Source organism: Gordonia paraffinivorans NBRC 108238 (assembly GCF_000344155.1).
In the GTDB taxonomy this organism is placed as follows: domain Bacteria; phylum Actinomycetota; class Actinomycetes; order Mycobacteriales; family Mycobacteriaceae; genus Gordonia; species Gordonia paraffinivorans.
The window spans coordinates 88,003-110,063 of sequence record NZ_BAOQ01000023.1; the positions used below are offsets into that span (position 1 = coordinate 88,003).

The 22,061-nt window shown below is 68.1% G+C and carries 21 protein-coding genes, 4 tRNA genes and 2 pseudogenes; 18 read left to right on the forward strand and 9 right to left on the reverse strand.

Annotated elements, in window-relative coordinates:
• Positions 1-8: 8 nt before the first annotated feature.
• On the reverse strand, positions 9-578 hold the full coding sequence (locus GP2_RS12040) for an Rv1733c family protein (RefSeq protein WP_006900787.1): 570 nt from the start codon (positions 576-578) through the stop codon (positions 9-11).
• Between the two features lie 318 nt (positions 579-896).
• On the opposite strand from GP2_RS12040, the gene GP2_RS12045 reads away from it, so the two are divergent.
• Together GP2_RS12045 and GP2_RS12050 are read left to right on the forward strand one after the other, a co-directional pair.
• Positions 897-1,634: a hypothetical protein gene (locus GP2_RS12045; protein WP_006900788.1), complete on the forward strand. Its 738-nt coding sequence runs from the start codon at positions 897-899 to the stop codon at positions 1,632-1,634.
• A gap of 41 nt (positions 1,635-1,675) precedes the next feature.
• Positions 1,676-2,791 (forward strand): DNA polymerase IV, encoded by a 1,116-nt coding sequence (locus GP2_RS12050; protein WP_006900789.1) that lies wholly within the window; start codon positions 1,676-1,678, stop codon positions 2,789-2,791.
• A gap of 34 nt (positions 2,792-2,825) precedes the next feature.
• Here the strand turns inward: GP2_RS12050 and GP2_RS12055 are convergent, their stop codons facing one another.
• Positions 2,826-4,007 (reverse strand): alkaline phosphatase family protein, encoded by a 1,182-nt coding sequence (locus GP2_RS12055; RefSeq protein WP_006900790.1) that lies wholly within the window; start codon positions 4,005-4,007, stop codon positions 2,826-2,828.
• Positions 4,004-4,849 carry a GNAT family N-acetyltransferase gene (locus GP2_RS12060; RefSeq protein ID WP_006900791.1) on the reverse strand — a complete coding sequence of 282 codons (846 nt, stop codon included), beginning with the start codon at positions 4,847-4,849 and terminating at the stop codon, positions 4,004-4,006. The genes GP2_RS12055 and GP2_RS12060 overlap by 4 nt, the downstream gene beginning before the upstream one ends.
• Positions 4,850-5,049: 200 nt before the next feature.
• On the opposite strand from GP2_RS12060, the gene GP2_RS12065 reads away from it, so the two are divergent.
• The 4 genes from GP2_RS12065 to GP2_RS12080 all read left to right on the forward strand — a co-directional run bounded on the left by GP2_RS12065 (position 5,050) and on the right by GP2_RS12080 (position 7,829).
• The gene (locus tag GP2_RS12065) at positions 5,050-5,571 is read left to right on the forward strand and encodes a hypothetical protein (RefSeq protein WP_006900792.1); all 522 of its coding nucleotides are present in this window, start codon (positions 5,050-5,052) and stop codon (positions 5,569-5,571) included.
• 78 nt (positions 5,572-5,649) lie between these two features.
• Positions 5,650-6,381, forward strand: a complete 732-nt coding sequence (locus GP2_RS12070) for a YcnI family copper-binding membrane protein (RefSeq protein ID WP_006900793.1) — start codon at positions 5,650-5,652, stop codon at positions 6,379-6,381.
• Positions 6,374-6,940 (forward strand): copper resistance CopC family protein, encoded by a 567-nt coding sequence (locus GP2_RS12075; protein ID WP_006900794.1) that lies wholly within the window; start codon positions 6,374-6,376, stop codon positions 6,938-6,940. The genes GP2_RS12070 and GP2_RS12075 overlap by 8 nt, the downstream gene beginning before the upstream one ends.
• A 1-nt stretch (position 6,941) precedes the next feature.
• Positions 6,942-7,829, forward strand: a complete 888-nt coding sequence (locus GP2_RS12080) for a CopD family protein (protein ID WP_006900795.1) — start codon at positions 6,942-6,944, stop codon at positions 7,827-7,829.
• Between the two features lie 33 nt (positions 7,830-7,862).
• Here the strand turns inward: GP2_RS12080 and GP2_RS12085 are convergent, their stop codons facing one another.
• Positions 7,863-8,780, reverse strand: coding sequence for an alpha/beta fold hydrolase (locus GP2_RS12085; protein ID WP_006900796.1), 918 nt, complete (start codon positions 8,778-8,780; stop codon positions 7,863-7,865).
• A 30-nt stretch (positions 8,781-8,810) separates the two neighbouring features.
• Between GP2_RS12085 and GP2_RS12090 the strand changes: the two genes are divergently transcribed.
• Entirely contained in the window at positions 8,811-9,713 is a 903-nt protein-coding gene (locus GP2_RS12090) for an alpha/beta fold hydrolase (RefSeq protein ID WP_006900797.1), read from the forward strand.
• 1,714 nt (positions 9,714-11,427) lie between these two features.
• On the opposite strand, the gene GP2_RS12095 is transcribed toward GP2_RS12090, so the two are convergent.
• A tRNA-Lys gene (locus GP2_RS12095) sits at positions 11,428-11,500 on the reverse strand.
• A 307-nt stretch (positions 11,501-11,807) separates the two neighbouring features.
• Here GP2_RS12095 and GP2_RS12100 point away from each other — a divergent pair.
• The 7 genes and pseudogenes from GP2_RS12100 to GP2_RS12135 all read left to right on the forward strand — a co-directional run bounded on the left by GP2_RS12100 (position 11,808) and on the right by GP2_RS12135 (position 15,412).
• A tRNA-Glu gene (locus GP2_RS12100) sits at positions 11,808-11,880 on the forward strand.
• Positions 11,881-11,930: 50 nt separating this feature from the next.
• Positions 11,931-12,004 (forward strand) — tRNA-Asp (locus GP2_RS12105).
• A gap of 32 nt (positions 12,005-12,036) precedes the next feature.
• Positions 12,037-12,113 (forward strand) — tRNA-Phe (locus tag GP2_RS12110).
• A gap of 260 nt (positions 12,114-12,373) precedes the next feature.
• The gene (locus GP2_RS22455) at positions 12,374-12,760 is read left to right on the forward strand and encodes a hypothetical protein (RefSeq protein WP_368077942.1); all 387 of its coding nucleotides are present in this window, start codon (positions 12,374-12,376) and stop codon (positions 12,758-12,760) included.
• A 46-nt stretch (positions 12,761-12,806) separates the two neighbouring features.
• Positions 12,807-13,861 (forward strand): annotated as a pseudogene (gene moaA, locus GP2_RS12120) (GTP 3',8-cyclase MoaA).
• Positions 13,862-14,053: 192 nt separating this feature from the next.
• Positions 14,054-14,587, forward strand: a pseudogene (locus GP2_RS12130) (FCD domain-containing protein); the annotation flags it as partial.
• A gap of 75 nt (positions 14,588-14,662) precedes the next feature.
• Entirely contained in the window at positions 14,663-15,412 is a 750-nt protein-coding gene (locus GP2_RS12135; RefSeq protein WP_006900801.1) for a maleate cis-trans isomerase family protein, read from the forward strand.
• A 59-nt stretch (positions 15,413-15,471) separates the two neighbouring features.
• Here GP2_RS12135 and GP2_RS12140 read toward each other — a convergent pair whose 3' ends face one another.
• Positions 15,472-16,290 carry a GntR family transcriptional regulator gene (locus GP2_RS12140; RefSeq protein WP_006900802.1) on the reverse strand — a complete coding sequence of 273 codons (819 nt, stop codon included), beginning with the start codon at positions 16,288-16,290 and terminating at the stop codon, positions 15,472-15,474.
• Between the two features lie 186 nt (positions 16,291-16,476).
• On the opposite strand from GP2_RS12140, the gene GP2_RS12145 reads away from it, so the two are divergent.
• Both GP2_RS12145 and GP2_RS12150 read left to right on the forward strand, forming a co-directional pair.
• Positions 16,477-17,295 (forward strand): SDR family oxidoreductase, encoded by an 819-nt coding sequence (locus GP2_RS12145; RefSeq protein ID WP_006900803.1) that lies wholly within the window; start codon positions 16,477-16,479, stop codon positions 17,293-17,295.
• Positions 17,296-17,465: 170 nt separating this feature from the next.
• Positions 17,466-18,524, forward strand: coding sequence for a hypothetical protein (locus GP2_RS12150; RefSeq protein WP_006900804.1), 1,059 nt, complete (start codon positions 17,466-17,468; stop codon positions 18,522-18,524).
• 7 nt (positions 18,525-18,531) lie between these two features.
• On the opposite strand, the gene GP2_RS12155 is transcribed toward GP2_RS12150, so the two are convergent.
• Both GP2_RS12155 and GP2_RS20945 read right to left on the reverse strand, forming a co-directional pair.
• Positions 18,532-19,083, reverse strand: coding sequence for a hypothetical protein (locus tag GP2_RS12155; protein ID WP_006900805.1), 552 nt, complete (start codon positions 19,081-19,083; stop codon positions 18,532-18,534).
• 54 nt (positions 19,084-19,137) lie between these two features.
• Positions 19,138-19,779 (reverse strand): DUF6928 family protein, encoded by a 642-nt coding sequence (locus GP2_RS20945; RefSeq protein WP_006900806.1) that lies wholly within the window; start codon positions 19,777-19,779, stop codon positions 19,138-19,140.
• 231 nt (positions 19,780-20,010) lie between these two features.
• On the opposite strand from GP2_RS20945, the gene GP2_RS12165 reads away from it, so the two are divergent.
• Entirely contained in the window at positions 20,011-20,613 is a 603-nt protein-coding gene (locus GP2_RS12165) for an NUDIX hydrolase (RefSeq protein WP_006900807.1), read from the forward strand.
• Positions 20,614-20,685: 72 nt separating this feature from the next.
• On the opposite strand, the gene GP2_RS12170 is transcribed toward GP2_RS12165, so the two are convergent.
• Positions 20,686-21,195, reverse strand: a complete 510-nt coding sequence (locus GP2_RS12170; RefSeq protein WP_131735368.1) for a cupredoxin domain-containing protein — start codon at positions 21,193-21,195, stop codon at positions 20,686-20,688.
• Between the two features lie 286 nt (positions 21,196-21,481).
• Between GP2_RS12170 and GP2_RS12175 the strand changes: the two genes are divergently transcribed.
• Positions 21,482-22,036, forward strand: coding sequence for a YceI family protein (locus GP2_RS12175; RefSeq protein WP_006900809.1), 555 nt, complete (start codon positions 21,482-21,484; stop codon positions 22,034-22,036).
• The last annotated feature ends 25 nt before the right edge of the window (positions 22,037-22,061 follow it).

Sequence of the window (22,061 nt, forward strand, 5' to 3'; positions counted from 1 at the left end):
CGCGGGACTCACCGGTGGCTGTCGATGTCGAGCTCTCGCCACTCGAGGTCCCACTGGCGGTAGCGCCGCCGATCGGCGAGTGACCGGACGAACGCGGTCAGACCACACCAGCCCAGCACGGTGATCACGATGATCGCCAGACCCGCCAGGAAGGCTTCGACCACCGCGTTGGCGGTCGTCAAGGGCGGGTCCACCACTTCGCCCTCGTCGTCGAGCCACACCACGCGTTCCCGGCCGATCCGGTCGAAGCGGTCTCGCGGGATCTGCGCGGTGGACTTCCCGCCGTCGGCGCCCTTCCATTCGACGACCACGTGCGGCGGAGCGTCGGTGGTCGGCACCGGTATGTCCACGACCGTCGTGCTGACCGAATGCCGTGACTCCTGGGCGTCGACCTGCTCCTTGTGGGAGGCGTAGGTGTCGGCGCCGACGGTCAGCGCGATCATCAGGCCGACCAACGCGGCGAGCGACACCGTCGCCAAGACGAGGCTCTCGACCCGATCGGTCGTGCGCACGAGGCCGTTGGACGACGCGTGCATGAGGCGCCACATGTGCAATTCGCGGGCGAGGAACCGCAACATGACGTCCCGACTCCTTTCGGATCACCTTCGATGCCAGTCAATCGGTCTGTGGTGGCGTCGACAAGGGTCTTAGGTGGTTCTCGGTGGGGCCGATGTACCCGATACCAGGGTAGGACTGGGTCATTCGTCCCGAAGAGGAGTGGGCAAATGCGCAGGCGGCGTTGTTCGTTCGTTTGCCTGCAAATCGTGTGATCTACGCTATATTTGTCGTGCGCTTCGTTAACGGCATCGCAGGGGGTGCTCGAGGCGTAGGGGGTCAACACATCAGGGGCGGGATTTCCGTTCCGAAGCACCAGCAGTTTGTGTGGAGGACTCAAGTTGACCAGCGCTCTCTCGACGCGCGCCTCGCGGCGAAGCGTCCGCAAGTTCCCCGAACCGGCAGCGATCGCCGAGGCGGTCGCGATCGAGGAAGCCATCGTGTTGCCCGGTTATCGGGCACTCGGCACCAATCCGGCCGTCTTCGGTCTGACCAATCACGACTTTCACCAGGTCGGCGAGGCATGGCGGCGTCACCGGGCCATCGTGGAGCGGTTGCGTCGCATGTACTCCGACGCCGTCGCCGCAGAACTCTCCGCGACGCCGAGGCGGGAGGCAGTGGCCGCGCCCGGGGCGGTGGGCCGGAGCGGGCAGGCGCCCTTCGCCGGCGCATGGCCGCAGCCGGTGCAGGCCTACCGATCCATGCAGACCCGGCAGGGTGCCCAGGCGAGCACAGAGTCGAAGGTGATCGCCGCGGTCGGCTTCCTGCTCGTCGCGATGCACGCCGTCACTGACCCGACGAACTGCGGAACCTCTTCTCCCTCACTGAATCTCGTCCCGCCGCCGCTGCATCGCGATCGCGCGTTGCTGGAGGATGTACTGTCCCGTGCGGTGGAGTCCTTCGACGCCGCGCGGCGATCGGTTCTCCTGGCCGCGATCGGTGAGGCCGGTGAGTCGTTCGAGCCGTACGTGCCCGGGCCGGGTTCCAAGCTGTGGGTGGTCCGGTACAACCCGCACTCGCTGCGGACCGCTTGCCGGACGATCGGTCTCGGCGACATCGAGGCCCGCTCCGCTTCCTGAGTCGGCGTTCACCCGGCTGAGCCCGCACTACCCTCGGCAGGGTGACCACCTCGGCTGCCCGGCGCCATCGGTGGCTGCTGCATGTCGACCTCGACCAGTTCCAGGTGTCGGTCGAGCGACTGCGCAGTCCCGAGCTCGTCGGCGTCCCGGTCATCGTCGGCGGCAACGGCGACCCCACCGAGGCGCGCAAGGTCGTGACCTGCGCCTCCTATGAGGCGCGTGACCACGGTGTGCGTGCCGGGATGCCGTTGCGCGCGGCGTACCGCAAGCTGCCCGACGCGGTGTACCTGCCGCTGGACATGGGTGCGTACGACGCCGCGTCCGCCGAGGTGATGGACGTCCTGCGGGCAACCGGTCACCCCGTCGAGGTGTGGGGCTGGGACGAGGCGTACCTCGGTGTCGGCGAACCCGGGGCGGAGGTTGAACCGTTCGACGACGCCGCCATCCGCGAGTTCGCCGAGACGATCCGGCACGACGTCCTCGACCGGTGCGGACTCACCTGCTGCGTCGGGATCTCCGACAACAAGCAGCGCGCCAAGATGGCCACCGGGTTCGCCAAACGCCCGCCCGGGTCCTCACCCGATGCCGACGACTCCCCGCGGGTGTTCCTGCTCGACGACCGGAACTGGCTGGAACTGATGGGGGACAAGCCGACCCGTGAGCTGTGGAGCGTCGGTCCCAAGACGTCGGCCAAACTCGCCGCCAAGGGCATCGAGACCGTCGACGACCTCATCGCCACCCCGCGCGACGACCTCATCGCGACCTTCGGTCCGCACCAGGGGAACTGGCTGTACGTGCTCTGCCGCGGCAAAGGGGACCCGACGATCACCGCCGAACCCTGGCTGGCCCGATCCCATTCCAAGTCGAGGACTTTCGCCACCGACCTGACCGAGCCCGACGAGATGCGCGCGGCCGCAGCGGAACTGCTGCGTGAACTGCTCGACCAGGTGGTCGCCGAGGAACGGCTCCCGTTCCGCGTCGCGGTCACCGTTCGCACCGCGACCTTCTACACCCGTACCAAGTCGAGGAAACTGCCGGCGCCGAGTCTCGACCACGACGAACTCGAGGCCGTCGTCGCCGACCTGCTCACGCGGTTCGACGTCGATCGCCCGGTCCGGCTACTCGGTGTGCGACTGGATCTGGTGACCGAGGAGTGACGCTGATCTGGTGACCGAGGAGTGACGCCGGCTGCTATCCGGTCGCGACCACGAGCGGCACGAGTTGCTCGGCGGACGTCCAGGCGCCGTGATGGCCGATCATCTTCGACTCGAACTCCTCGTTCTTCGAACGGGTGAGCGTCACCGAGTCGCGGGCCACGGCGACCACGTCGCCGATCCGGTGTGCGATCGTGTCCGTCACCTCCGGCCCGAACCATCCCTCGTCGAGGGTCTGCTCGCGCGAGACGACGTGGGCGGCGTCGCCGAGGAACCTGCGCCATGTCGTGAGCACGTCGTCAGTGGCGCCGGCCTCGGTGTACACGTGTCGTACTCGCGCCTCACCGGCCACGACCTCGACGCCGTCGAGCAGTTCCGGCGCGGAATCGATGTCGACGGATCTGTCCGTGGTGATCATGCCGTGATCTCCGGTCACGAGCAACGTTGTGCCCGAGGGGAGCTCGGCAACCAGCTCCGTGACCAGGCGGTCGACGACGCGCAACTTGTCCAGCCACTGCTCCGATCCCGGGCCGTGGATGTGACCGGCGGTGTCCAACTCGCTGAAGTACGCGTACACGAAGCGGCGCGCGCGACTCCGGCCGCGCACCGCGGAGAGGACGCCGTCGCGCACCTCGTCGGGCGTCTTGGCGGGCACGTACCGTCCGGGCGCGCGGAACGCGGCGAGTGTCAGCCCGGTGCCTCGGAATTCGCCGGGCATCACGTAGGTCACCTTCACGCCCTCGTCGGCAAGGTCCTCCAGCGTTCCCGGCTCGGTGCGCACCAGCGACGGCGGGTAGGTGACGAGCGCCGACGGTCCGTGTGCATTGTCCAGACTCCACCGCAGTGAGTTCAGCACGCGCCGCGAACCCCGTGTGCGGCAGTCGTCGTCGGGCCGGAAGCTGTACCCGACGATGCCGTGTACCCCGCCCGGCGTCCCCGACGTCAGACTCAGGATGCTGGTCGCGGTGGTCGCGGGAAACCCGACCCGCAGGGTGGTGGCCGTCAGCTCGTGCAGCGTCGGCGCGGCCCCGGCGTGCTCCTCCAGCAGCAGTGCCCCCAACCCGTCGATCAGCAGCACCACCACCGAGTCGCCGGGTGGCACAACAAGATCCGTCGACCGTCCGGAGGATGCGCCGAGCGCATCGGACACCGACGGCAACACATCGGCCAGCGTGTGTGGGTGGCGGGCCCACTCGTCGGGGGTCAGCTCGGCGCTCACCGCACCCCCGATCCGGCCGGACCGAAGACGTAATGACCCGACCTCAAGAACCGCACCGACCGTCGCGAGGCGCCGTCGACAAGCAACGGCGACAACGCGTCCCGCAGGGCGAGGCGCCACCTCGCGGCTTCGAGCGGATGAGCGGCCCGCATCGCCTCGACGTCCCGCGGTACCGGCACCACCACCGAGGCCTCCGGTGTCACGCGGTCGTGGTGGGGGAGCGGGCGCGCACGGTCGGAGTGGTCGATCGCCGACACCGCACCCTCGGCCAGCAGGGCCTCGACGCTGCCGGCCCCGTCGGTGTTCTCGGGCATCGGCTCGCGCAGCGACCACGACATCAACACCCGGTCCGAGTCCGACCCGCCGCTGAGCTCGTCGCCGAGTTCGCCGTAGAAGTCCTCGTAATAGTGGGTCGGCGTCGCGCCGAGCTTGGTGATGTTGAAGTAGGCGTTACGGGCGACCAGCGGATCGAACGTCCACGTGATCGTCGACAGTCCGCGCTCGAGGGCCCAGCGTCGCTGATGCATCTTCAGCAGGTACCCGACATGGCGGCCGCGGCCGCGCCGGGTGACACCGGTGATGTGGCTGTGGAGGGACTCACCGGCCGGAGACGAGAAGAACGCCACGCTGCCCCCGGCGAGGTGGTCGCCGATGAAGGCGCCCGCCACGTAGTTCCCCGAATGCGACAACGCCCGGAGCATGTCGACCCCTACGGGCCGTCGTGTCGGGTCGGGCCGCCACACGTCGTCGAAGATGCGGATCAGCTCCTCGAGTTCGTCCGGCGACGACAACTCGCGGATCTCGACCTCGCGTACCGCGACAGGGCCCGGTGAGAGCGACATGCCCCGATTCTGTCACCGCTCGTCGACAGCGCGGTCCGGCTTGGCCGACTCCGGCGAGCCCGCAGCACCGCCTCCGGCACGGATGAGGTCGCGGGCGGGGACCGGCTCGATGCGTCGCGCGAGGGATACGCCGAGGACAGCGCGGTGCCACTCGGTGGGCGAGGTCCGGTCTCGTGGGGCCGCTCCCTAGGATGGGCGGCATGTCCCGCACCTCCCACACCCCCGACGCGTTCACGCGTGTCGCTGCGTGCGGAGTGGTGCCCGCGGTCGCCGTCGGCGCGCACGCAACGGCCTCGGGCGAGATGCCCGGGTCCGGTGGGGTGGTGCTGGCGGCGGCGATCGGCCTGGTGGCCGCTGGGCTCCTCGAGATCCTGACGCGAGGACGACGACTCTGGCCCGCTACGGCAGCGGCGGTCGCGGTTCTCACCTCCGCGCAGGTCGCAATCCACGGGGCGCTCGCCGCGGACGCGACCCATGTGGCGCACGGTGGCGCTCCGGTCGGGATGCTGGTCACGCACCTCGTTGCGATCCCGGTGAGCGCCTTGCTGATCGTCGTCGGTGCGCAACTGCTGGCCGTCGTCGGCTCGGTGGTCAGGTCGCTGACGTCTTCGACCATCGCCCGCGTTCCCGCGTCCGTGCTGCTTCTCAGGACTCAGTCGCCGGCCGCCGCCGGACCCGCTGTCGGCGGTGCAGGAGTTCGCGGGCCTCCGGCCGGTTTCTGACCACACGAGCGTCGAACCCAGGGGGTTCGGCGGCACCGTGTGGCGCCGACGACCAGAATCCGACCACGAAGGAACCCCATGAAGAACTCCTCGTCGACGCGGGCCCGAATCACCCGACGTCTTGTCCTGCCCGCCGCGGCCGCAGTCGTTGTCGGCGCCGCCTCCTTGACCGGCGCCGGTGCCGCGTCCGCCCACGTCAGCGCCTTCGCGCCGACCGTCACCCAGGGCGGATACGGCGTCGTCACGCTGGCCGTCCCCAACGAGTCCGACGCCGCGGCGACCACCCAGCTGCGCGTCACGATGCCCGGCGACGGCCTGGCGTCGGCGCGGCCGGAGACCACCCCCGGCTGGAAAGCGGTCGTCACCAAGAAGGACGACCGTGTCACCGAGATCACCTGGACCGCCGATCCCGGATCGGCCGGGATCCCGGTCGGCCAGTTCGCGCAGTTCAGCTTCTCCGGTGGTCCGTTCCCGGAGCAGGAGACCGTCACGCTGCCGACCCTGCAGGTCTTCGCCGACGGCGAGAAGGTCGACTGGAACGAGCCGACCCCGGCCAACGGCACCGAACCCGACCGTCCTGCGCCGGTTCTCACCCTCGCCACCGGCAGCGGCGCACACGGCGACGCGCATCAGGCCGCGACGACCGCCACTCCCCAGGCGGCACCGTCATCCTCCAACGACTCCTCGAGCACCGCTGACTCCGCCGCCCGCTGGCTGGGCGGGATCGGACTCCTCGTCGGCGTGCTCGGCGTCGTCTTCAGCGTCGCGGCGCTGAGGGTCGTGCGGAAGAACGGACGATTCGATGCGTGAGCCCGCACGTACGTCCCGCCGTTCGGTGCTGGTGAGCCGGCCGCTGCTTCTGATCCTGGCCGCGATCGCATGCCTCGGCGTGGTCGGCACCTGGTCGGCTCCGGCGGCTTCGGCGCATTCCCGGTTGGTCTCCTCCGATCCCGAGAACGGTGCGAGCCTCTCGGCCGGACCGCAGGCGGTCACCCTCACCTTCAACGAGCCGATTCAGAGCGCATACGCCGTGGTCAACGTGGTCGGGCCGGACAATCACTTCTGGCAGTCCGGGGAACCGGTGGTCGACGGCAAGGATGTCCGGGTCGCCGTAGGAGAGCTCGGACCGACCGGCGAGTACACGGTCAACTACCGCGTCACATCCGCCGACGGGCACGTCATCAGTGGGCAACGCACCTTCGAGCTGACGGTGGCCGGGAACGGCAGGCCCGGGGCGCTCGCCGACGACTCCGCGACGTTCGAGAACGACGGAACTCCCGTCTGGTACTACATCGTCGGCGCCGTGGTGGTGCTCGCCATCGGTCTCGGCATCGTCTTCTGGCTGACGCGTCGCTCCAAGAGCAGCTGACGTGAGGGTCGTCGCGGGCTTCCCGGTGCTCTTCGCCGGGTTGCTGGCGAGCTGGTTGCTCGCCCGGCCCGACGGTCCCGATCCGGTCGCCCTGCCCGCGACCCTCGCACTCGGAGTCTCCGTGCTGGTTCTCGGTCTCGGGTTCCTGCCGACCGTCGACGCCGAGCCGTCGGTTCGACTCATCGGGGCGCTCGCCGGGGTGTGGGTGGTGGCGACGCTGTTGAGTGCGTGGGTGCGTACCGCCGACCGGGCCGGTGTCGACCTCCCCGACGTGACCGCCGGCGATTTCGCCGAGGTCCTCGGATCGGGGACGTCGGAGATCGTCGCATTGGTGGTGGGGTTGCTCATCGTGGTGTGGGCGGCGCTCGACCTCCTGACCGGGGTCGACATCCCGGTTCTGGTGGTCGGTGCGCTCGCCGGGATCGGGGTGCTCGCCACGGCGATCGCCGGTCACGCCGGCAACACTGCGATCGGTCCGGTCCTCGTGGGCGCCCACGCACTCGCGGCCGCCTGGTGGTGCGGGGTGCTCGCCGCGATGGCGCTCTCGGTGCGCGGCCGTTCCGGCTGGGCGCGCAGCCTGCCGACGTTCTCGCGGTACGCGATCTGGGCGGTCGGCGTGATCGCGGTGAGCGGGGTGGCGGCTGCGTTCACCCAGCTCGACGCCGTGTCCGCGCTGGTGACGACGGGCTATGGCCGCATCCTGATCGCCAAGGCGCTGGTGCTGGCCGTGCTGATCGCGGTGGCGATGTGGCATCGCCGGCGCTGGCTGCCCGCGGTCGAGAGACACCGCACCACCGAGGACTCGTCCATTCGCAACGCCGTCATCGAGATCGTCCTGATGGCAGTCGTGCTGGGCCTCGCCGCGGGATTGTCGGCGACGGCGCCGTAGCGCTTCGCTGCCCGTGCGAGCGCCCGGCGGCTACTACTTCGGCGTCTCGGACTGATCCCAGATCGCGAGCAACTCGTCGATGATGTCGGTCGCCATGTGCAGCGTGCTCAGGTGGCTCTCACCGGGCAGCGAGAACAGCTTGGCGTCCGGGAGGAGCGACACCATGTGCTCGCCGTGCTCGTACGGGATGATGTGGTCGTGGTCGCCGTGCCACCAGCGGACCGGCACCTGGACGTCGTGGACGCGGAAGCCCCAGTCGCGGGCGAACACGACGATGTCGGCGAACGGGGCCTCCATCGCGCGGCGGCCGCCGTGCAGCAGGTCGTTGAGGAACATGGCCCGGAACTCGGGGCGCGCCAACAGTTCCCGGTCGGCCTCGGGGGAGAAGCGGCCGTAGATGCCGATGGCCGGGTCGGCAATGGGCCGGGCGAATCGCAGCGCGACGCTGATGACTCGACCGATCTGGGGCCCCGCGCCATCAACCGCAGGTGCCACGAACGAGCCCAGCGTCATCGCGCCGCCGGGGATGCGGTCGGGGCCGACGGTGGGCGCGACGCCCCCGAGGATCCCCGCGGCGACCACACGGTCGGGCATCGCGTGTGCCACGCCGAGGGTGTATGGCCCGCCGCCGGACAATCCGATGACCGCGAAGTCCTCGATGCCGAGTGCCTCGAGGACTTCCTCGAGGTCGCCGGCGAAGGCGGCGACGTTCTCGTAGCGGTGTGGGGTCGACGAGCCGACTCCCGGACGGTCGAGCCCGATGAGGCGGACGTGCCGCTCGGCCGCGTAGCCGCGGGCCTCGACCGGGATCTGCCGGCGTGCTCCGGGCGTGCCGTGCAGCCAGATGATGGCTCGGCCGGTGGCCGAACCGTATTCGGCGAACCCGATACGACGATCACCGCCTGCAACGGCGATCGACCCCTCGATCTTCGGACGGGCGATGTCGATCATGTGATCAGCATCTCACGTAAATTTGATGGTGTGATACCCGAGTTCGTCAACACCGCCGCGCGCACGGTGCAGCACGTCTTCGACCCCTACCCGGCCAACGACATCCCGAAAGGGCACATGCTCGAGCTCCCGGGCCGAGGCCACGCGTATGTGACCGATTCGGGTCCTCAGGATGCGCCGGCCGTGTTCCTGCTGCACTCGGTGCTCACCACCGGACTGCTGTGCTGGTATCCGACGATCCCGGCCATCAACCATCGTTACCGGGTGATCACCATGGATGCGCGATGGCATGGTCGCGGCATCAGGTCGGACCGCTTCGATCTCCGCGATTGTGCCGACGACGTGGCCGCTGCCGCCGATGTGCTCGGCATCGACCGGTTCATCGCCGCCGGGTTCTCGATGGGTGGAGGCATCTCCCAGCTCGTGTGGCGCCGGCATCGGGATCGAGTCGCAGGGCTCGTGCTGTGCTCGACGGGTCCGTACTTCAGTACGCGCGACCCGAAGCATCGCCAGTCGTCCGAACGCACCGCCCGCATCCTTCGGCCGGTGTACCGCCTCGTCCCGCGCGTGTCGGAGAAGAGCTTGGAGAAGACGACGTCCCACACATCGGTCTGGGCGCTACGACAGTTCTTCTCCACGCCGCTGTCACACCTGGGCGACTTCGGCACCGGGTTGGGTGAGTTCGATTCCCGTGACTGGCTCCACGAGATCGACGTCCCGACCTCCGTCGTGGTCTCCATCTGCGACAAGGTCGTCGAGCCGGAGCGTCAGCAACTCCTGGTCGACGGGATTCCCGGCGCGCAACGGTTCGAGGTGGACGGAGGGCACGCGTGTTGCGTGCTCGGCGCAAAACACTTCATCCCGCCGTTCACCGAGGCGCTCGATGCGGTGAGTGCGCGTGCGGCTGCGTTGGGGGTTCCGCGCGCGAACTGAGTGTCGGCCTCACCGGTCCCGCTGGTACGCGCGGGTGGCCGGCTGAGGACTCGGCTTCGCGGGCTTTTCTCGCGTCGCAGGCGGGTGTCGCCCGCACCGCTGTCCATTCGTTCCCGCGCAGCAACTTTCGATTGTCGTCGGTGCGGCACTCTTCCACCTTCGTCTCGTCCGACGGGCGACCCGCACCGCACAACCGGGTGCGTTCGCCGGTTGCGCTCCCGCCCAACAGAAATGCGACGCGGATGTTCGCGGGACGATGGGCGGGAACGCATCCGATGGGGCCTCGCGCTCTGGCTTTCCACTGTTGAGTTCTCAAAGGTCGTGTGCGGTCCGGCGTGGACCGCGGCGTTCGAGGTCTGACTTCTGGGCCTTCGCCGCGCCACGACGGTGTTACTCGACCATGGGCGGTGGGTTGGGGTCAGGCGGTTGGCGTCGAGTGTCTTGGTGCGCCGTTTGTGGGCGTTGTTGTGGGTCGTCGGCGGTGGGGTGAGCCGGGGTGGCGGTCGTGGCCGAGGGAGATGGTCGATCCGTGGTGGTGTGGAGGGTGTCGAGGCGGGTGGCGTTGTGTGCGAATCGCTTGGGGGCTGTGGGTGGGCAGCCGAGGGTGTCGAGCGTTTGGAGGTCTTGTGCCGGCCTGTTGGAGGAGGGGTGAGTATGGCTGTGTGGGTGAAGATCTGGCGTCCTGCGATGTCGTGGACCTCGATCCAGGCGGTGAGGGTGGCTTGACCGGTGGGGTCGTCGGCCGGTGGCCGCTTCTGGATCAGGAGGTCGAGGATCTCCTCGAGAAGATTGGTCATGACTGCTGCTTTCACGCTGGCGGGACGAGGGGGTCGCGGCGTTCAAGGGAGCGGCGTCGTCGGCTGCACAGTCATCGACAATTCGGTGACACCCGTTGTACACGAGGGGTCTGACAAGAACTTCGGCCGACGATTGCCGGCAGGGAGGCCGAAGCGTCGTGTGTGCGGAGTCGTCGTCGGTGGGCCGAACAGATGTGGCATCGGCTGACTTTGGTTGTACCCGCAGCGTCTGACAAGCACAGCGTGCCTCGTTTGTAGGTCGGCGGGAGTTGGTCGGGACGTCGGAGCGTCACACCCTGGTCCTCGTTTTCCCCTGGCTGAGAACGTTTGTGCCACAAGGAGAATTCGTGGTTGCGGAGTAGCTGGATTGGTCTTGCGGTCGCACCGCTCCGGTCGGGCGATCTTCGTGATCGGTCGGATGGCATGTCGGCGAATCGGCCGACCCTCTGGGAACCGGTCATCGCCCTCGATCGAGGCGGCCGCCGACCGGCGCATGTGAACCTTCCTGCTCGCCGGCGTCGACACGGTGGGTGGAGGTTGGGGACGGGGGCATCTCCGGCAGGTCGCAACCGCGTCGCCGAGCACCGGCGTCAACAGATGCAGGCCAGCCTCGACGGTGCCGAGGCCATCCGCCGTGACCGGCAAGGTCGTGAACCTCGTCACGGTCGAGGCTCGCTCGGTCGCCGACATACGCCTGGCGGCTGATCGGTCCTGCCCGGATCGAGTTCGTGCTTCTCGGGTCGGTACTCGCTCGGCGAGGCAGGGTCGTATGTGTTGCGCACCGCGTCGTCGGTCGTGCGAGGGCGTTGGTCAAGCCGTCGGCATGGCCACGGGAGTCCGAAACAGCGCCGACAACCAAGCGCGATGGAAGCACTTCAGGCGACCCATCTCTTCGACGGATCGCCTGATCGGAGCGGTGCCCCCACCAGGGCTCGAACCTGGGACCTGCGGATTAAAAGTCCGTAGCTCTACCAACTGAGCTATAGGGGCGTACCCCGAACCGGTCGGGGTGCCGACGAGTTTACAGCGTCCCGAGGAGTTGCGAGCGGGGGCCCGCGGGTGTGTCGGCCCGGCGCGTTGGCGCCCTCGGAGCGGTCACTTCCGACGCTCGGAGCGGGCCCCGAGAGGCGCCGGCGAACGTGCTCCGACGGGACGGTGAATGCTGCCCACGCGCGCCTTGGCGGCGCTCGCCGGCTGCCTCGCGGAAACCACCGGTTTATTGCTCTGACCAGCCGATTTGTGTTGTGCGCAAGACCTGTCATAAGCTATGCGAGCTCCCAGCGGAGAAGCGAGACCGGCCCCCTTCGTCTAGCGGCCTAGGACGCCGCCCTTTCAAGGCGGTAGCGCGGGTTCGAATCCCGTAGGGGGTACGCCTGGACGGCACTCAGTGATGAGGGTCGGTCGGACACAACTAAATCGAGGCCCTGTGGCGCAGTTGGTTAGCGCGCCGCCCTGTCACGGCGGAGGTCGCGGGTTCGAGCCCCGTCAGGGTCGCAAAGGTTTCGGTATCAGCACCGGCACCGTCTGGCCAGGTAGCTCAGTTGGTACGAGCGTCCGCCTGAAAAGCGGAAGGTCGCCGGTTCGATCCCGGCCCTGGCCACCAGATACAGCCAGAAAAACAGCCCCGGTTTCCGGGGCTGTTTTCATTTGTCCGCCATCTCCTGCGGCGGACGACGACCTCCTCGATGTCGGCAGGCGACCGGCTCCGCGGACACAGCAGGGGAGAACACGACTTGGCGGCCACCCGCGGCCCGATGGGCCGGGACAACCTCCGTTACGCAGCCCTCAACTAGCCGCTCGTGACGGAGCTGCTGCACGCAGACACAGACCCTGACGTGCGCGACCATCGCCGACCGGACTCCGCTGCACTTCGCCGCACAGGACGACACCGTCGCTGTGGCCAGGCTGCTGGCCGAGTACGGTGCCGACGTCAACGCCCGCAACGACCACGACAACACCCCGCTGAGGGAGCCGATCAGGAGGGCCGGTCGCGGCAGGCGTACCACCGATGATCAGGGTGCCGAAAGACGCCCGGTGCGGACCCCGAGTCTGCGCAACGAACACGGCGAGAACATCCTCGAAGTGCCCGCCGTGAACGCCGGGACCGCCGCCTGCTCGTGGAACTGTGTGCCCACGTCATGCCTGGTGAACACGGGTGACAGGGCGGTTCCGCAATCCGCGGCCGGCCGGCGTCGTGAGCCCGACGCACACCGGTTGCGAAAGACCGGACGACCAGTGAGAATCAACTGAATACAATTCTGGATGTAATCAGACTGAGGGACCGGGCGGTGGCTTCGTGGGACAGGTGGTGATGGGCATACCGTCCGTGCGGACGCGCATGCCGGACGTTTCCGGCCGGCCCCGGTCGACGGTCTCGTCGATCGGTTCGGCCGCGTCGCGCGCGACCTGAGGGTCTCGATCACCGAGAAGTGCTCGTTGCGATGCACCTACTGCATGCCGGCAGAGGGGCTGCCCGCGATCCCGCGTGAGCGGTTGTTGTCCGCGGACGAACTCGTCCGCCTGGTTGGCATCGCGGTGCATCGCCTCGGTGTATGTGAGGTGCGCTTCACCGGCGGGGAACCGTTGATGCGTCGCGACCTCGAGGACATCATCGAGGGTTGTACCCGCGTCGCTCCCCATGTGCCGCTTGCCATCACGAGCAATGCGGTCGGTCTCGAGCACCGCGCGCAGGGCCTCGCGCGGGCCGGGCTGACCCGAATCAACATCTCCCTCGACACCGTCGATCGCGCGCACTTCGCCGCGCTCACGCGGCGTGACCGCCTCGACTCGGTCCTCGCGGGCATCCGTGCCGCCAAGCGGCACATCGGGCGGGTGAAGGTCAACGCGGTCCTCATGCGCGAGAACCTCGACGGTGCCGCGGACCTGCTCCGGTGGTGCCTCGACGAGGGTGTCGAACTGCGGTTCATCGAGGAGATGCCCCCCGACGCCGACCAGGCGTGGACCCGCGAGCAGATGGTTCCGGCACAGGAACTACTGGATGTACTGGGTACGCGGTTCGCGCTCACCGAAGCCGGGCGTGAGGACCCGTCGGCTCCCGCCGAGCGATGGTTCGTCGACGGCGGACCGGCGACGGTGGGCATCATCGCGTCGGTGACCCGCTCGTTCTGCGGTGACTGCGACCGGACCCGCCTCACCGCTGAGGGAACCGTGCGTTCGTGCCTGTTCAGCGACGACGAGACGGACCTGCGCGAGGCGCTGCGCTCGGGCGCCGGCGACGACGAGATCGCCGACCTGTGGCGTGCGGCGATGTGGAACAAGTGGGCGGGGCACGGAGTCGCGGCAGCGGATTTCGTTCCCCCGCAACGGAGTATGGGAGCCATCGGTGGTTGAGGGCACGAAAGCGGTCGAGGTGCACTACTTCGCGGCGGCGGAGGCCGCCACCGGCATCAGGTCGGAGGTCGTACACGTGACCGCGCGGGCGGACGACGAGTAGCCGATGCCGCGACGCACCCGGTCGGTCGAGGTGGTGTTCTTGCCCTCGGCCAGTGCGACCGCGCGCTCCAGGGACTCCGGGTAGTCGCTGAACCCGCGGTGGTGGCGGCCGTCGTCGACCGGGTGGATTCCGCCGATGTCGGCGAGATGCGCGAGGCGCTGGCGGCCATGCGTGCCAGCGACCAGAGCTCACGCGAGTTCCAGTTGGCGCACTGGGACTTCCACCGGGTGATCCTGCGGCGGTGCCCGACGGGGTTCCAGACGATGATCGAATCCCAGCTCACGCAGATCGATCGGCACCAGCGACTCTACTTCTCGCGTGCGGTCGCGGTCTCGGACATGACGGCCACCGACGCCAAGTTCCTCGACGCCGTGGAGGCGGGCGACGCCGACGCCGCCCGCGACATCCTCACCTTCCACCTGCTCGACATCGCGCTGGGCGTCATCGCGACCCAGGACCCGGGCCACCGTTTCTGCACGCTGCCGATCGCGGTCCGAGGACAGGCGATCGGGCTGGAGGGGCTGGACGAACTGGGGGAGGGGCAGCGTGCGCAGATCTCCTGGTGCGGGTCCCCGGCAGACGTCGTCCGAGAACTCCAGACCACGCACCTGCAGGTCGTCTGAGGGTGTGGGCAACGCAAGTCCATGCTGGCCCGAAAAGGGTCGGTCCGTAATGAAAGTTTCTGTTAGGCAGGCACAATGACGAACAATTTCCGCATCGGGATGATCGTTCCGAGCTCCAACACCACGATGGAGACCGAGATCCCGGCCATGCTCCGCGCCCGCGAGGAGATCCGGCCCGAGCGCTTCACCTTCCACTCCTCGCGTATGCGCATGCAGAAGGTGACGCCCGAAGAACTGACCGCGATGGACAACGACTCCCTGCGCTGCGCGGCGGAGCTGGCCGACGCGCGCGTCGACGTGATGGACTACGCCTGCCTGGTCGCGATCATGTCGCAGGGCCTGCGCTACCACGCCACCTCCGAGCCGAAGCTCGCACAGGTCGCCAAAGAGGAGAGCGGCGAGGACATCCCGGTGTTGTCCTCGGCCGGTGCGCTCACCGAGGCCCTGGCGCACCTGGGGGTCAAGAAGATCGCCGTCGTCACCCCGTACATGAAGCCGCTCACCGAGACGGTGTGCAACTACATCGAGCACGAGGGATTCAGCGTCGTCGACTCGCTGAGCCTGGAGGTCCCGGACAACCTCGAGGTCGGTCGACTGGACCCGCAGAACCTGCTCGAGCACGTCAAGAAGGTGGATACCTCCGACGCGGACGCGCTGGTGCTCAGCGCCTGCGTGCAGATGCCGTCGCTGCCGGTGCTCGACACCGTGCAGCAGCAGTTCGACATCCCGGTGGTCACCGCCTCCGCCGCCACCACCTGGCGGATCCTCAACCGGCTCGGTCTCGATCCGGTCGTCCCGCGTGCCGGTGCGTTGCTCGCACCCTGACACGTGTGAACCGCGGTCCCCGGTCGAACCGGGGACCGCGGCGCATCTCGGGCTGGGTTCTACTTCGGTGCGTAGGTGAGGATGAGGTTCGACGTGGTCCGTGCCGGCAGGACGTCGTCGTGCTGGCGCCAGTAGATGCGTGCCGGGCGCGGGATGTGGCCCGTCTCATCGTGTTCGATGACGATGTCGCGGCCGCGGAGCGTGACCAGCAACGAGTCGAATTCGTGGTCGGGGTCGGCGTCGAGCACCAGGCCGAGCGCGGCGTCGATGAGGTGGAACTCCAGGATCCGACGGGCCGAGTCCGGCCGTCCCTCGACGATCGCGTCGATCAGATCCTGGTCCAGATCGATGAAGTCCTCCGGGGTCCGCTGGTGGGAGAGGTACACGCTCTGATGCCGGTGGATCATGGTGTACAGGTTGTGCGTGAGGTCGGCGAAGGACTTCGGGTACCGGGCGCGGATCACGTCGTGGAAGGCCTTGTGTGCCTTCTGGAAGTTCTTGCGGTGGCCGCGGTACTTGCGCATGTCGGCCAGCGCGGTCTGCATCTGCTCGATCTCGGTGTCGGTGAGCTGTTCGGTCAGCGTGGCGACGATCGGCGGCTCGATCAGGATGCGGAGGGCATAGTTCTGCTCGGTGTCGGAGTTGCTGATCGGTGCGACGTGCACACCGCGGTTGGCGGTGGCGACCAGGAGTCCGTCGGCCTCGAGGCGCTTGAACGCCTCGCGGAGCGGGGTCCGGCTGACCTTGAACTCGGCGGCGAGCTGCTCCTGCGACATGCGCTGTCCGGGGAAGTACTCCCCGGACACGATGCGCTCCCGAAGTGCCGTGCAGAGCTCATCGACGGTGGTTCCGGACCGCGTCTTGGCACTCGTGGCCACAGAGCCTCCTCCCTATGCTCCAGCACAGGTTGTATCCAACATTGTCCCCAAAGTAACAAAAAGTCGGCATGACGGACGGGTGAGAATCGAGCCGTCTCTTCCTGGCCTCCGAACAGGGGGCCTTCACGACCGGCGCGGTCATCGACATCAACGGAGGCGCGGTCAGTGCCTGAGAGGAGTCATCGAATGGCAACACTGGACGGAAAGGTCGCACTCGTCACCGGCGGCGCCGGTGGGATCGGGCGCGCGGTCGTCGAAGGATACGTCGAGGCGGGTGCGAAGGTCGCGGTGCTCGATCGCGACGAGGAGCGCCTGCGCGAGGTCGCGGAGACCTTCGGTGACGACGTCGTCACCACCCTCGGTTCCGTGGAGAACCTCGCCGACAACCAGCGCGCCGTGGCCGACACCGTCGAGGCCTTCGGCAAGCTCGACGTGTTCGTCGGCAACGCCGGTGTCGGGGCGGGCAATCTCTCGCTCGCCGAGGTCCCGCTCGACAAGCTCGAGGCGGCGATCGACGAGATCTACGCGATCAACGTGAAGGGATACCTGCTCGGTGCCCGCGCGGCGCTGCCCGCGCTTCTGCGCACCGGCGGCAACATGATCTTCTCCTGCTCGATCGCGAGCTACCGCGCGGTCGACGACGGCACCCTCTACGTGTCCACCAAGCACGCCAACCTGGGCATCGTGCGCGGCCTGGCCTTCGAGTTCGCTCCGAAGGTCCGGGTCAACGGCGTCGCCATCGGCGTGGCGCGGACCAAGATGGAGGGCCTGGCGGCCCTGGGCCAGGAACCGCTCGACGCGGTGCTGCCCGGCGCCGAGGAGGTCATCCCGCTCGGTTTCATCCCGGAACCGCGCGACTACGCCGAGGGCTTCGTGTACCTGGCCTCCGACGCGGCACGGGTGGTGACCGGTGAATGCCTCTGGGCCGACAGCGGTTTCGGTATTCGCGGCATCGGCAGCCCGGCCGGCGGGCGGGACCTCGACCCCGATCTCCTCGAGGCCTGAGACAGGCGACAGACACCCGGCACCGCACCACGACAGCCCCGGTCGATCCGGCTGGCGTGGTGCGGTGTTCGTCGTTTCCGGTCCGAGAACCGAGATCCCGCAGACGGATTGTCGGCGCGGTCGGCCCCTCGCCCCGCCATACTCTTCCCATGAGAGCTCGCACGACCTCGGTGATCATCCGCAGCGCCCACGGCACGGCGGCGGTCGAGTGGTTCCTCATCCTCGCGATCGCCACCATCCTGGTCACCCGCGCCTACCTGGCCGCCACGGGCTATCCGCAGGTCGGCGGCGGCACCCTCCACATCGCCCACGCGCTGTGGGGCGGTGCGCTGATGATGCTGGCGCTGATCACCGGCTGGCTCTTCCTGGGCGCCGGTGCGCGCGTGACCGCAGTCATCATGGGCGGCATCGGTTTCGGGCTCTTCCTCGACGAGGTCGGCAAGTTCGTCACCCGCGACAACGACTACTTCTACGGCCCGTCCGCAGAGATCATGTACGTGCTCGTGGTGCTGATCCTGCTCATCAGCCGTATCGTCCGCGATTTCCGTCGCCCCACGGCCGCAGAGTCTCTCGCCAACGCCGCCTCGATCGCTGCGGAGGGCGTCGCGCACGGACTGCCCGAGCGTCGTCGACGCCTGGCCGAGGAGTACCTGGCCGCCGCCGGCGAGCAAGGTCTCGACGCGGACACCATCGGCCACATACGGGCGGTCCTCGAATCCAGCCGCGACACCCCCGACCGGCTCATCGCGCTGCGTGCCCGGGCGGTCGCGCTGATCCCCGACTTCTTCCGCAGCCCCCGGTGGGTGTCGATCGTGGGGTGGAGCCTGGTCGTGTTCTCGGCGGTCACCGTCGTCGTCGGTTCGCTGAGCTTCGTCTTCACCGAGGACAGGTTCGACGACATCGACATCTACATCGAACTCGCCGACAACGCCGTCGCCACGTGGATTCTCTTCCTCAGCGGCGTCGCCACGCTTGCGGTGTCGGCCCCCGCGATGCTGGCCCGCAGTCGCGGTCTCGCCGGGGTGTGGCCGCTGCGGGCCCTCCGGATCGCCGCACTGGTCTTCCTGCTCAGCAATGCACTCGTCGACTTCGCGCTCGAGGGATTCGGTGGGCTCGTCAATCTGGGCATCGGCCTGTTCGCGCTCAGCGTCGTGAGTTACCACCTCGGGCGGGCGGTGTCGGCGTCGGGGGAGGGGGCAGAGCCGGTGGCCGACCAGGTCCGGGTGTGACGGTTTCTCAGCGATCGTCGCCGGATTCCCCGCGGGCCCTGCGGAACATGAGCACCCGTACCCGGAACGCGACGAGATAGCCCATGTAGGCCTCCACGAGGTCGTCGTCGGTGAGTCGGCGCTCGAGGTCACACAGCGTCGCGGGACCGTCGATGGCGGAGTTCATGGCTGCGACGACCGCGGCGTTGGCCTCGGTCGAGATCGTCACACCGGTGTCGATGAACTCCCGCACGTCGAAATCCGGTTCCAACGGGGTCCGCACCCAGTCCTCGGGCCAGTTGCGCACGAGGATCCCCTGGCCGGCGTCGGCCATCTCCAGCAGCACCGAGGCGGTGCGCCCGGTGCGAAGGATCGCGGCGATCTCTTCGACCGGCAGCAGATCCACCGTCGCGAAGGTCAGCTCGGGTTGCAGGTGCACCCGCTCCAGGAACTCGCGGATCCGCCGCTTCTGTGCGGTGACGTTGATGATCCCGACCGTGTCGGTCTCCACGTAGGATGTGTTGCCCCGTGGATCGAAGAAGTCGATGATCCTTTTCGCGGGTTGCTGCTCGTCACACATCGAAATGTCCCCCGAACTGCGGTCGAGCGTTGACGCGGCCGGCGAACGCCGGCGTCACCCGCGCATGCCGGTGCGGAGCTCGCCGACACGGTAGAGGCGAATCGGGATGTCGCCGGGAGACACTGCGCTGCAGTTGTTCTCACGCCCGTATGCGAACCCGACGGTGGTGGCGAGCGCCCGCTCGACGAGGCCGACAGGGTCGAGAAAATCGCGTCTCGTCGCGGATTCCTCCCCCTTGTCGGGTCCCGTGTCCTCGAACGCCAGTGGAGCGCCGAGGTCTTCGAGGATCCCGTCCGCACCACACGCGCTGACGGCTCGTTGCAGGGTGCCCGTGGCGTCCCATGCCGCAAACGCGCCGAAGGCTGCTCTGCTGCTCATGGTGAACAGTCGCGTCGTGCGGCCTCGTGCCGCGACGAGGAACGTCTGGTCGAGTTCCGACGGGCGGTCCAGCGCCACCTCTTCCGAGGCCAGCACTGCGACCTCGTCGGGTGTCCCGGCAGCGAACACCGCCGCGCCGACCATCCACGGGTCGGGACACGCGTGCCCGCCCAGGTCGGACTCCTCGACGAACCGGGCGCCGGTGAACAGGCTGTCCACCATCTGGTCGGTGGCCGCGACATCGATCTGAGGCTCGGCGCCGAACACCATGGGGGCGCCCCCGTGGTCGTAGGTCAGCAGCGAGTATGTGGTCCCCACTGCCGGTTACCGGGCCTGCCGCGACCGCAACGGCCGTCGGCGCCCGGATCGTCCGAACCCCCGATCGGCGAATGTCCCCCGTGACTCCCCACCCTATGCAAATTGCCTTCCGTGAACCCCCGAATTACGAAAACGAATACTACGGGTAGGTGGGTTGGCTTGGCCGGCATCGCGCGTGGGCGGATGTCCGCCGGGTCCCGTGATGCGTCACGGGCGTGGTCAACTGGAGGGGTGACTCACCTGGATCGGATCGTGGCGGCCGAGCGGATCGAGCGATTCGAACGCCGGCCCGTCGAGGTCGCGGGCGCCGCGGCGGCGGCGGTCGCGCTGGTGATCGCCGAGAAGGGCGGAAAGCAGGGCATCTGGTTGTGCAAACGACCGCCCACCATGCGGCGCCACGCCGCGCAGTTCGCTCTCCCCGGCGGTCGACTCGACCCGGGGGAGGATCATGTCGCCGCGGGGCTGCGCGAGCTCGACGAGGAGCTCGGCGTTCGGCTCGGTCCGGACTCGGTGCTGGGCGCCCTCGACGACTATCCGACCCGCTCGGGGTTCGTCATCACCCCCATCGTCTGCTGGGCGGAAGAATTCCAGGAGCCGACGCCCAATCCCGCCGAGGTCGCGCAGTTGTTCTTCGTCACCTTCGAGGAATTGGCCGTCGCCCCGCGATTCCTGACCATTCCGCAATCGGACCGCCCGGTGATCCAGTTGCCGATCGTCGGGTCTCTCGTGCATGCGCCGACCGCCGCGGTCATCTATCAGTTCGCCGAGGTCGTGTTGCGCGACAGGCCGACGCGAGTCGACGAGTTCGAACAGCCGGTGTTCGCCTGGAAATAGGAGGCATGTGGCCGGGACGGCGTACGTGTATCGGCTCGACGCCGGTTCAGGCTTCTTCTGGTGGCCTATCGGTCAGCAGATACCCCCCAGGAAGCAGTTCGGCGCGGTCACCGTGACCGGTAGCGGGTCGCTGGTGTACTGCCGCTTGAACGACTGCCCGTAGCTCGAGATCGGCACCGGGGGCCTGGTGCCCCACACCGTCCAACCCCGGCCGAGGTACTCGTCATCGAGGCTCTCGTAACCTGTGCACACCCAGTAGATGTTGTATCGACCGCGGTCGAGCACGAGGTTTCTCGTTGTCCTGCCGACTCCGGCCTCGAAGGAGTCGTCGGGGTTCTGGTCGAACGTCGGGTCTCCTTGCCGTGGCTGCCGAGGGACCGGCAGTGCCTCGATGGTGCACAGTTTCGGATTCGGTGTGGTGTTGGCGAAGGTGACCGTCACGTTATGGCCCCGAACCTGGGGTGGATATGCCAGCACGCTGTCCCGTCCGGCCGATGCGGGTGATTCCACCGCGACGATCGTCGCCGCTGTCGCCAGTAGGCCCACGATCATCGCGAGCGCGCTCCGGAAACGGATTCGCATGGCCATTACCTCCTATATGGAATTCTCCGGTCCATTGTTTCCAGTGTGTGCGGCAGAGAATGGCATGTGGCTGCTTTGTCGATATGTGGATCGACCGGAGGGCGGTCTGGGGAACAGTGAGGCGGGAGGATTCGTCGCATGCCGACGGCCATCGTCGTGTGACCGGGATCACGGAGGCGGGGGCGGCATCGGGAATACAATCGGACCGCGGTCCGTTTAATCTGTCGATGGGTCGCGAAGACCCATGCGAACCGTGACCGGCCCGACTCGTCTGGAAGGACGCAACATGACCTCCGCCACCACTGTCAAGGCACCTATTCCCGCAGGTACCTGGACCATCGACCCCGTCCACTCGACCATCGGGTTCTCCGTCAAGCACCTCATGGTCAGCAAGGTCCGCGGCACCTTCGACACGTTCTCGGGAACCATCACCGTCGACGAGAACGGTGTCCCGTCGGTGCGCGCCGAGATCGACGTGAACTCGATCAACACCCGCAACGACCAGCGCGATGCGCACATCCGCTCCGCCGACTTCTTCGACGCCGAGAAGTTCCCGACCGCGACCTTCGTGTCGACCGCGGTCCGCGAGAACGGCGACGACTACGTGCTCGAGGGCGACTTCACCCTCAAGGGGGTCACCAAGAAGGTCGACCTCGACCTCGAGTTCAACGGCACCAACCCGGGCATGGGCCAGGGCCAGGTCGCCGGCTTCGAGGCCAAGACCGTCATCAACCGCAAGGACTTCGGCATCGACATCGACATGCCGCTCGAAGGCGGCGGAGTCGTCGTCGGCGACAAGATCACCATCACCCTCGAGATCGAGGCCGCTCTGCAGGCCTGATCCAGCACGCACTCCGGCTCGGCCC

What these genes read in the sequence shown, in the direction of transcription:
- GP2_RS12040 (WP_006900787.1), bottom strand. Translation starts at nt 578, where the DNA reads ATGTTGCGGTTCCTCGCCCGCGAATTGCACATGTGGCGCCTCATGCAC.
- GP2_RS12060 (WP_006900791.1), bottom strand. Translation starts at nt 4,849, where the DNA reads ATGTCGCTCTCACCGGGCCCTGTCGCGGTACGCGAGGTCGAGATCCGC.
- GP2_RS12065 (WP_006900792.1), top strand. Translation starts at nt 5,050, where the DNA reads ATGTCCCGCACCTCCCACACCCCCGACGCGTTCACGCGTGTCGCTGCG.
- GP2_RS12070 (WP_006900793.1), top strand. Translation starts at nt 5,650, where the DNA reads ATGAAGAACTCCTCGTCGACGCGGGCCCGAATCACCCGACGTCTTGTC.
- GP2_RS12075 (WP_006900794.1), top strand. Translation starts at nt 6,374, where the DNA reads ATGCGTGAGCCCGCACGTACGTCCCGCCGTTCGGTGCTGGTGAGCCGG.
- GP2_RS12085 (WP_006900796.1), bottom strand. Translation starts at nt 8,780, where the DNA reads ATGATCGACATCGCCCGTCCGAAGATCGAGGGGTCGATCGCCGTTGCA.
- GP2_RS12135 (WP_006900801.1), top strand. Translation starts at nt 14,663, where the DNA reads ATGACGAACAATTTCCGCATCGGGATGATCGTTCCGAGCTCCAACACC.
- GP2_RS12145 (WP_006900803.1), top strand. Translation starts at nt 16,477, where the DNA reads ATGGCAACACTGGACGGAAAGGTCGCACTCGTCACCGGCGGCGCCGGT.
- GP2_RS12155 (WP_006900805.1), bottom strand. Translation starts at nt 19,083, where the DNA reads ATGTGTGACGAGCAGCAACCCGCGAAAAGGATCATCGACTTCTTCGAT.
- GP2_RS12170 (WP_131735368.1), bottom strand. Translation starts at nt 21,195, where the DNA reads ATGCGAATCCGTTTCCGGAGCGCGCTCGCGATGATCGTGGGCCTACTG.
- GP2_RS12175 (WP_006900809.1), top strand. Translation starts at nt 21,482, where the DNA reads ATGACCTCCGCCACCACTGTCAAGGCACCTATTCCCGCAGGTACCTGG.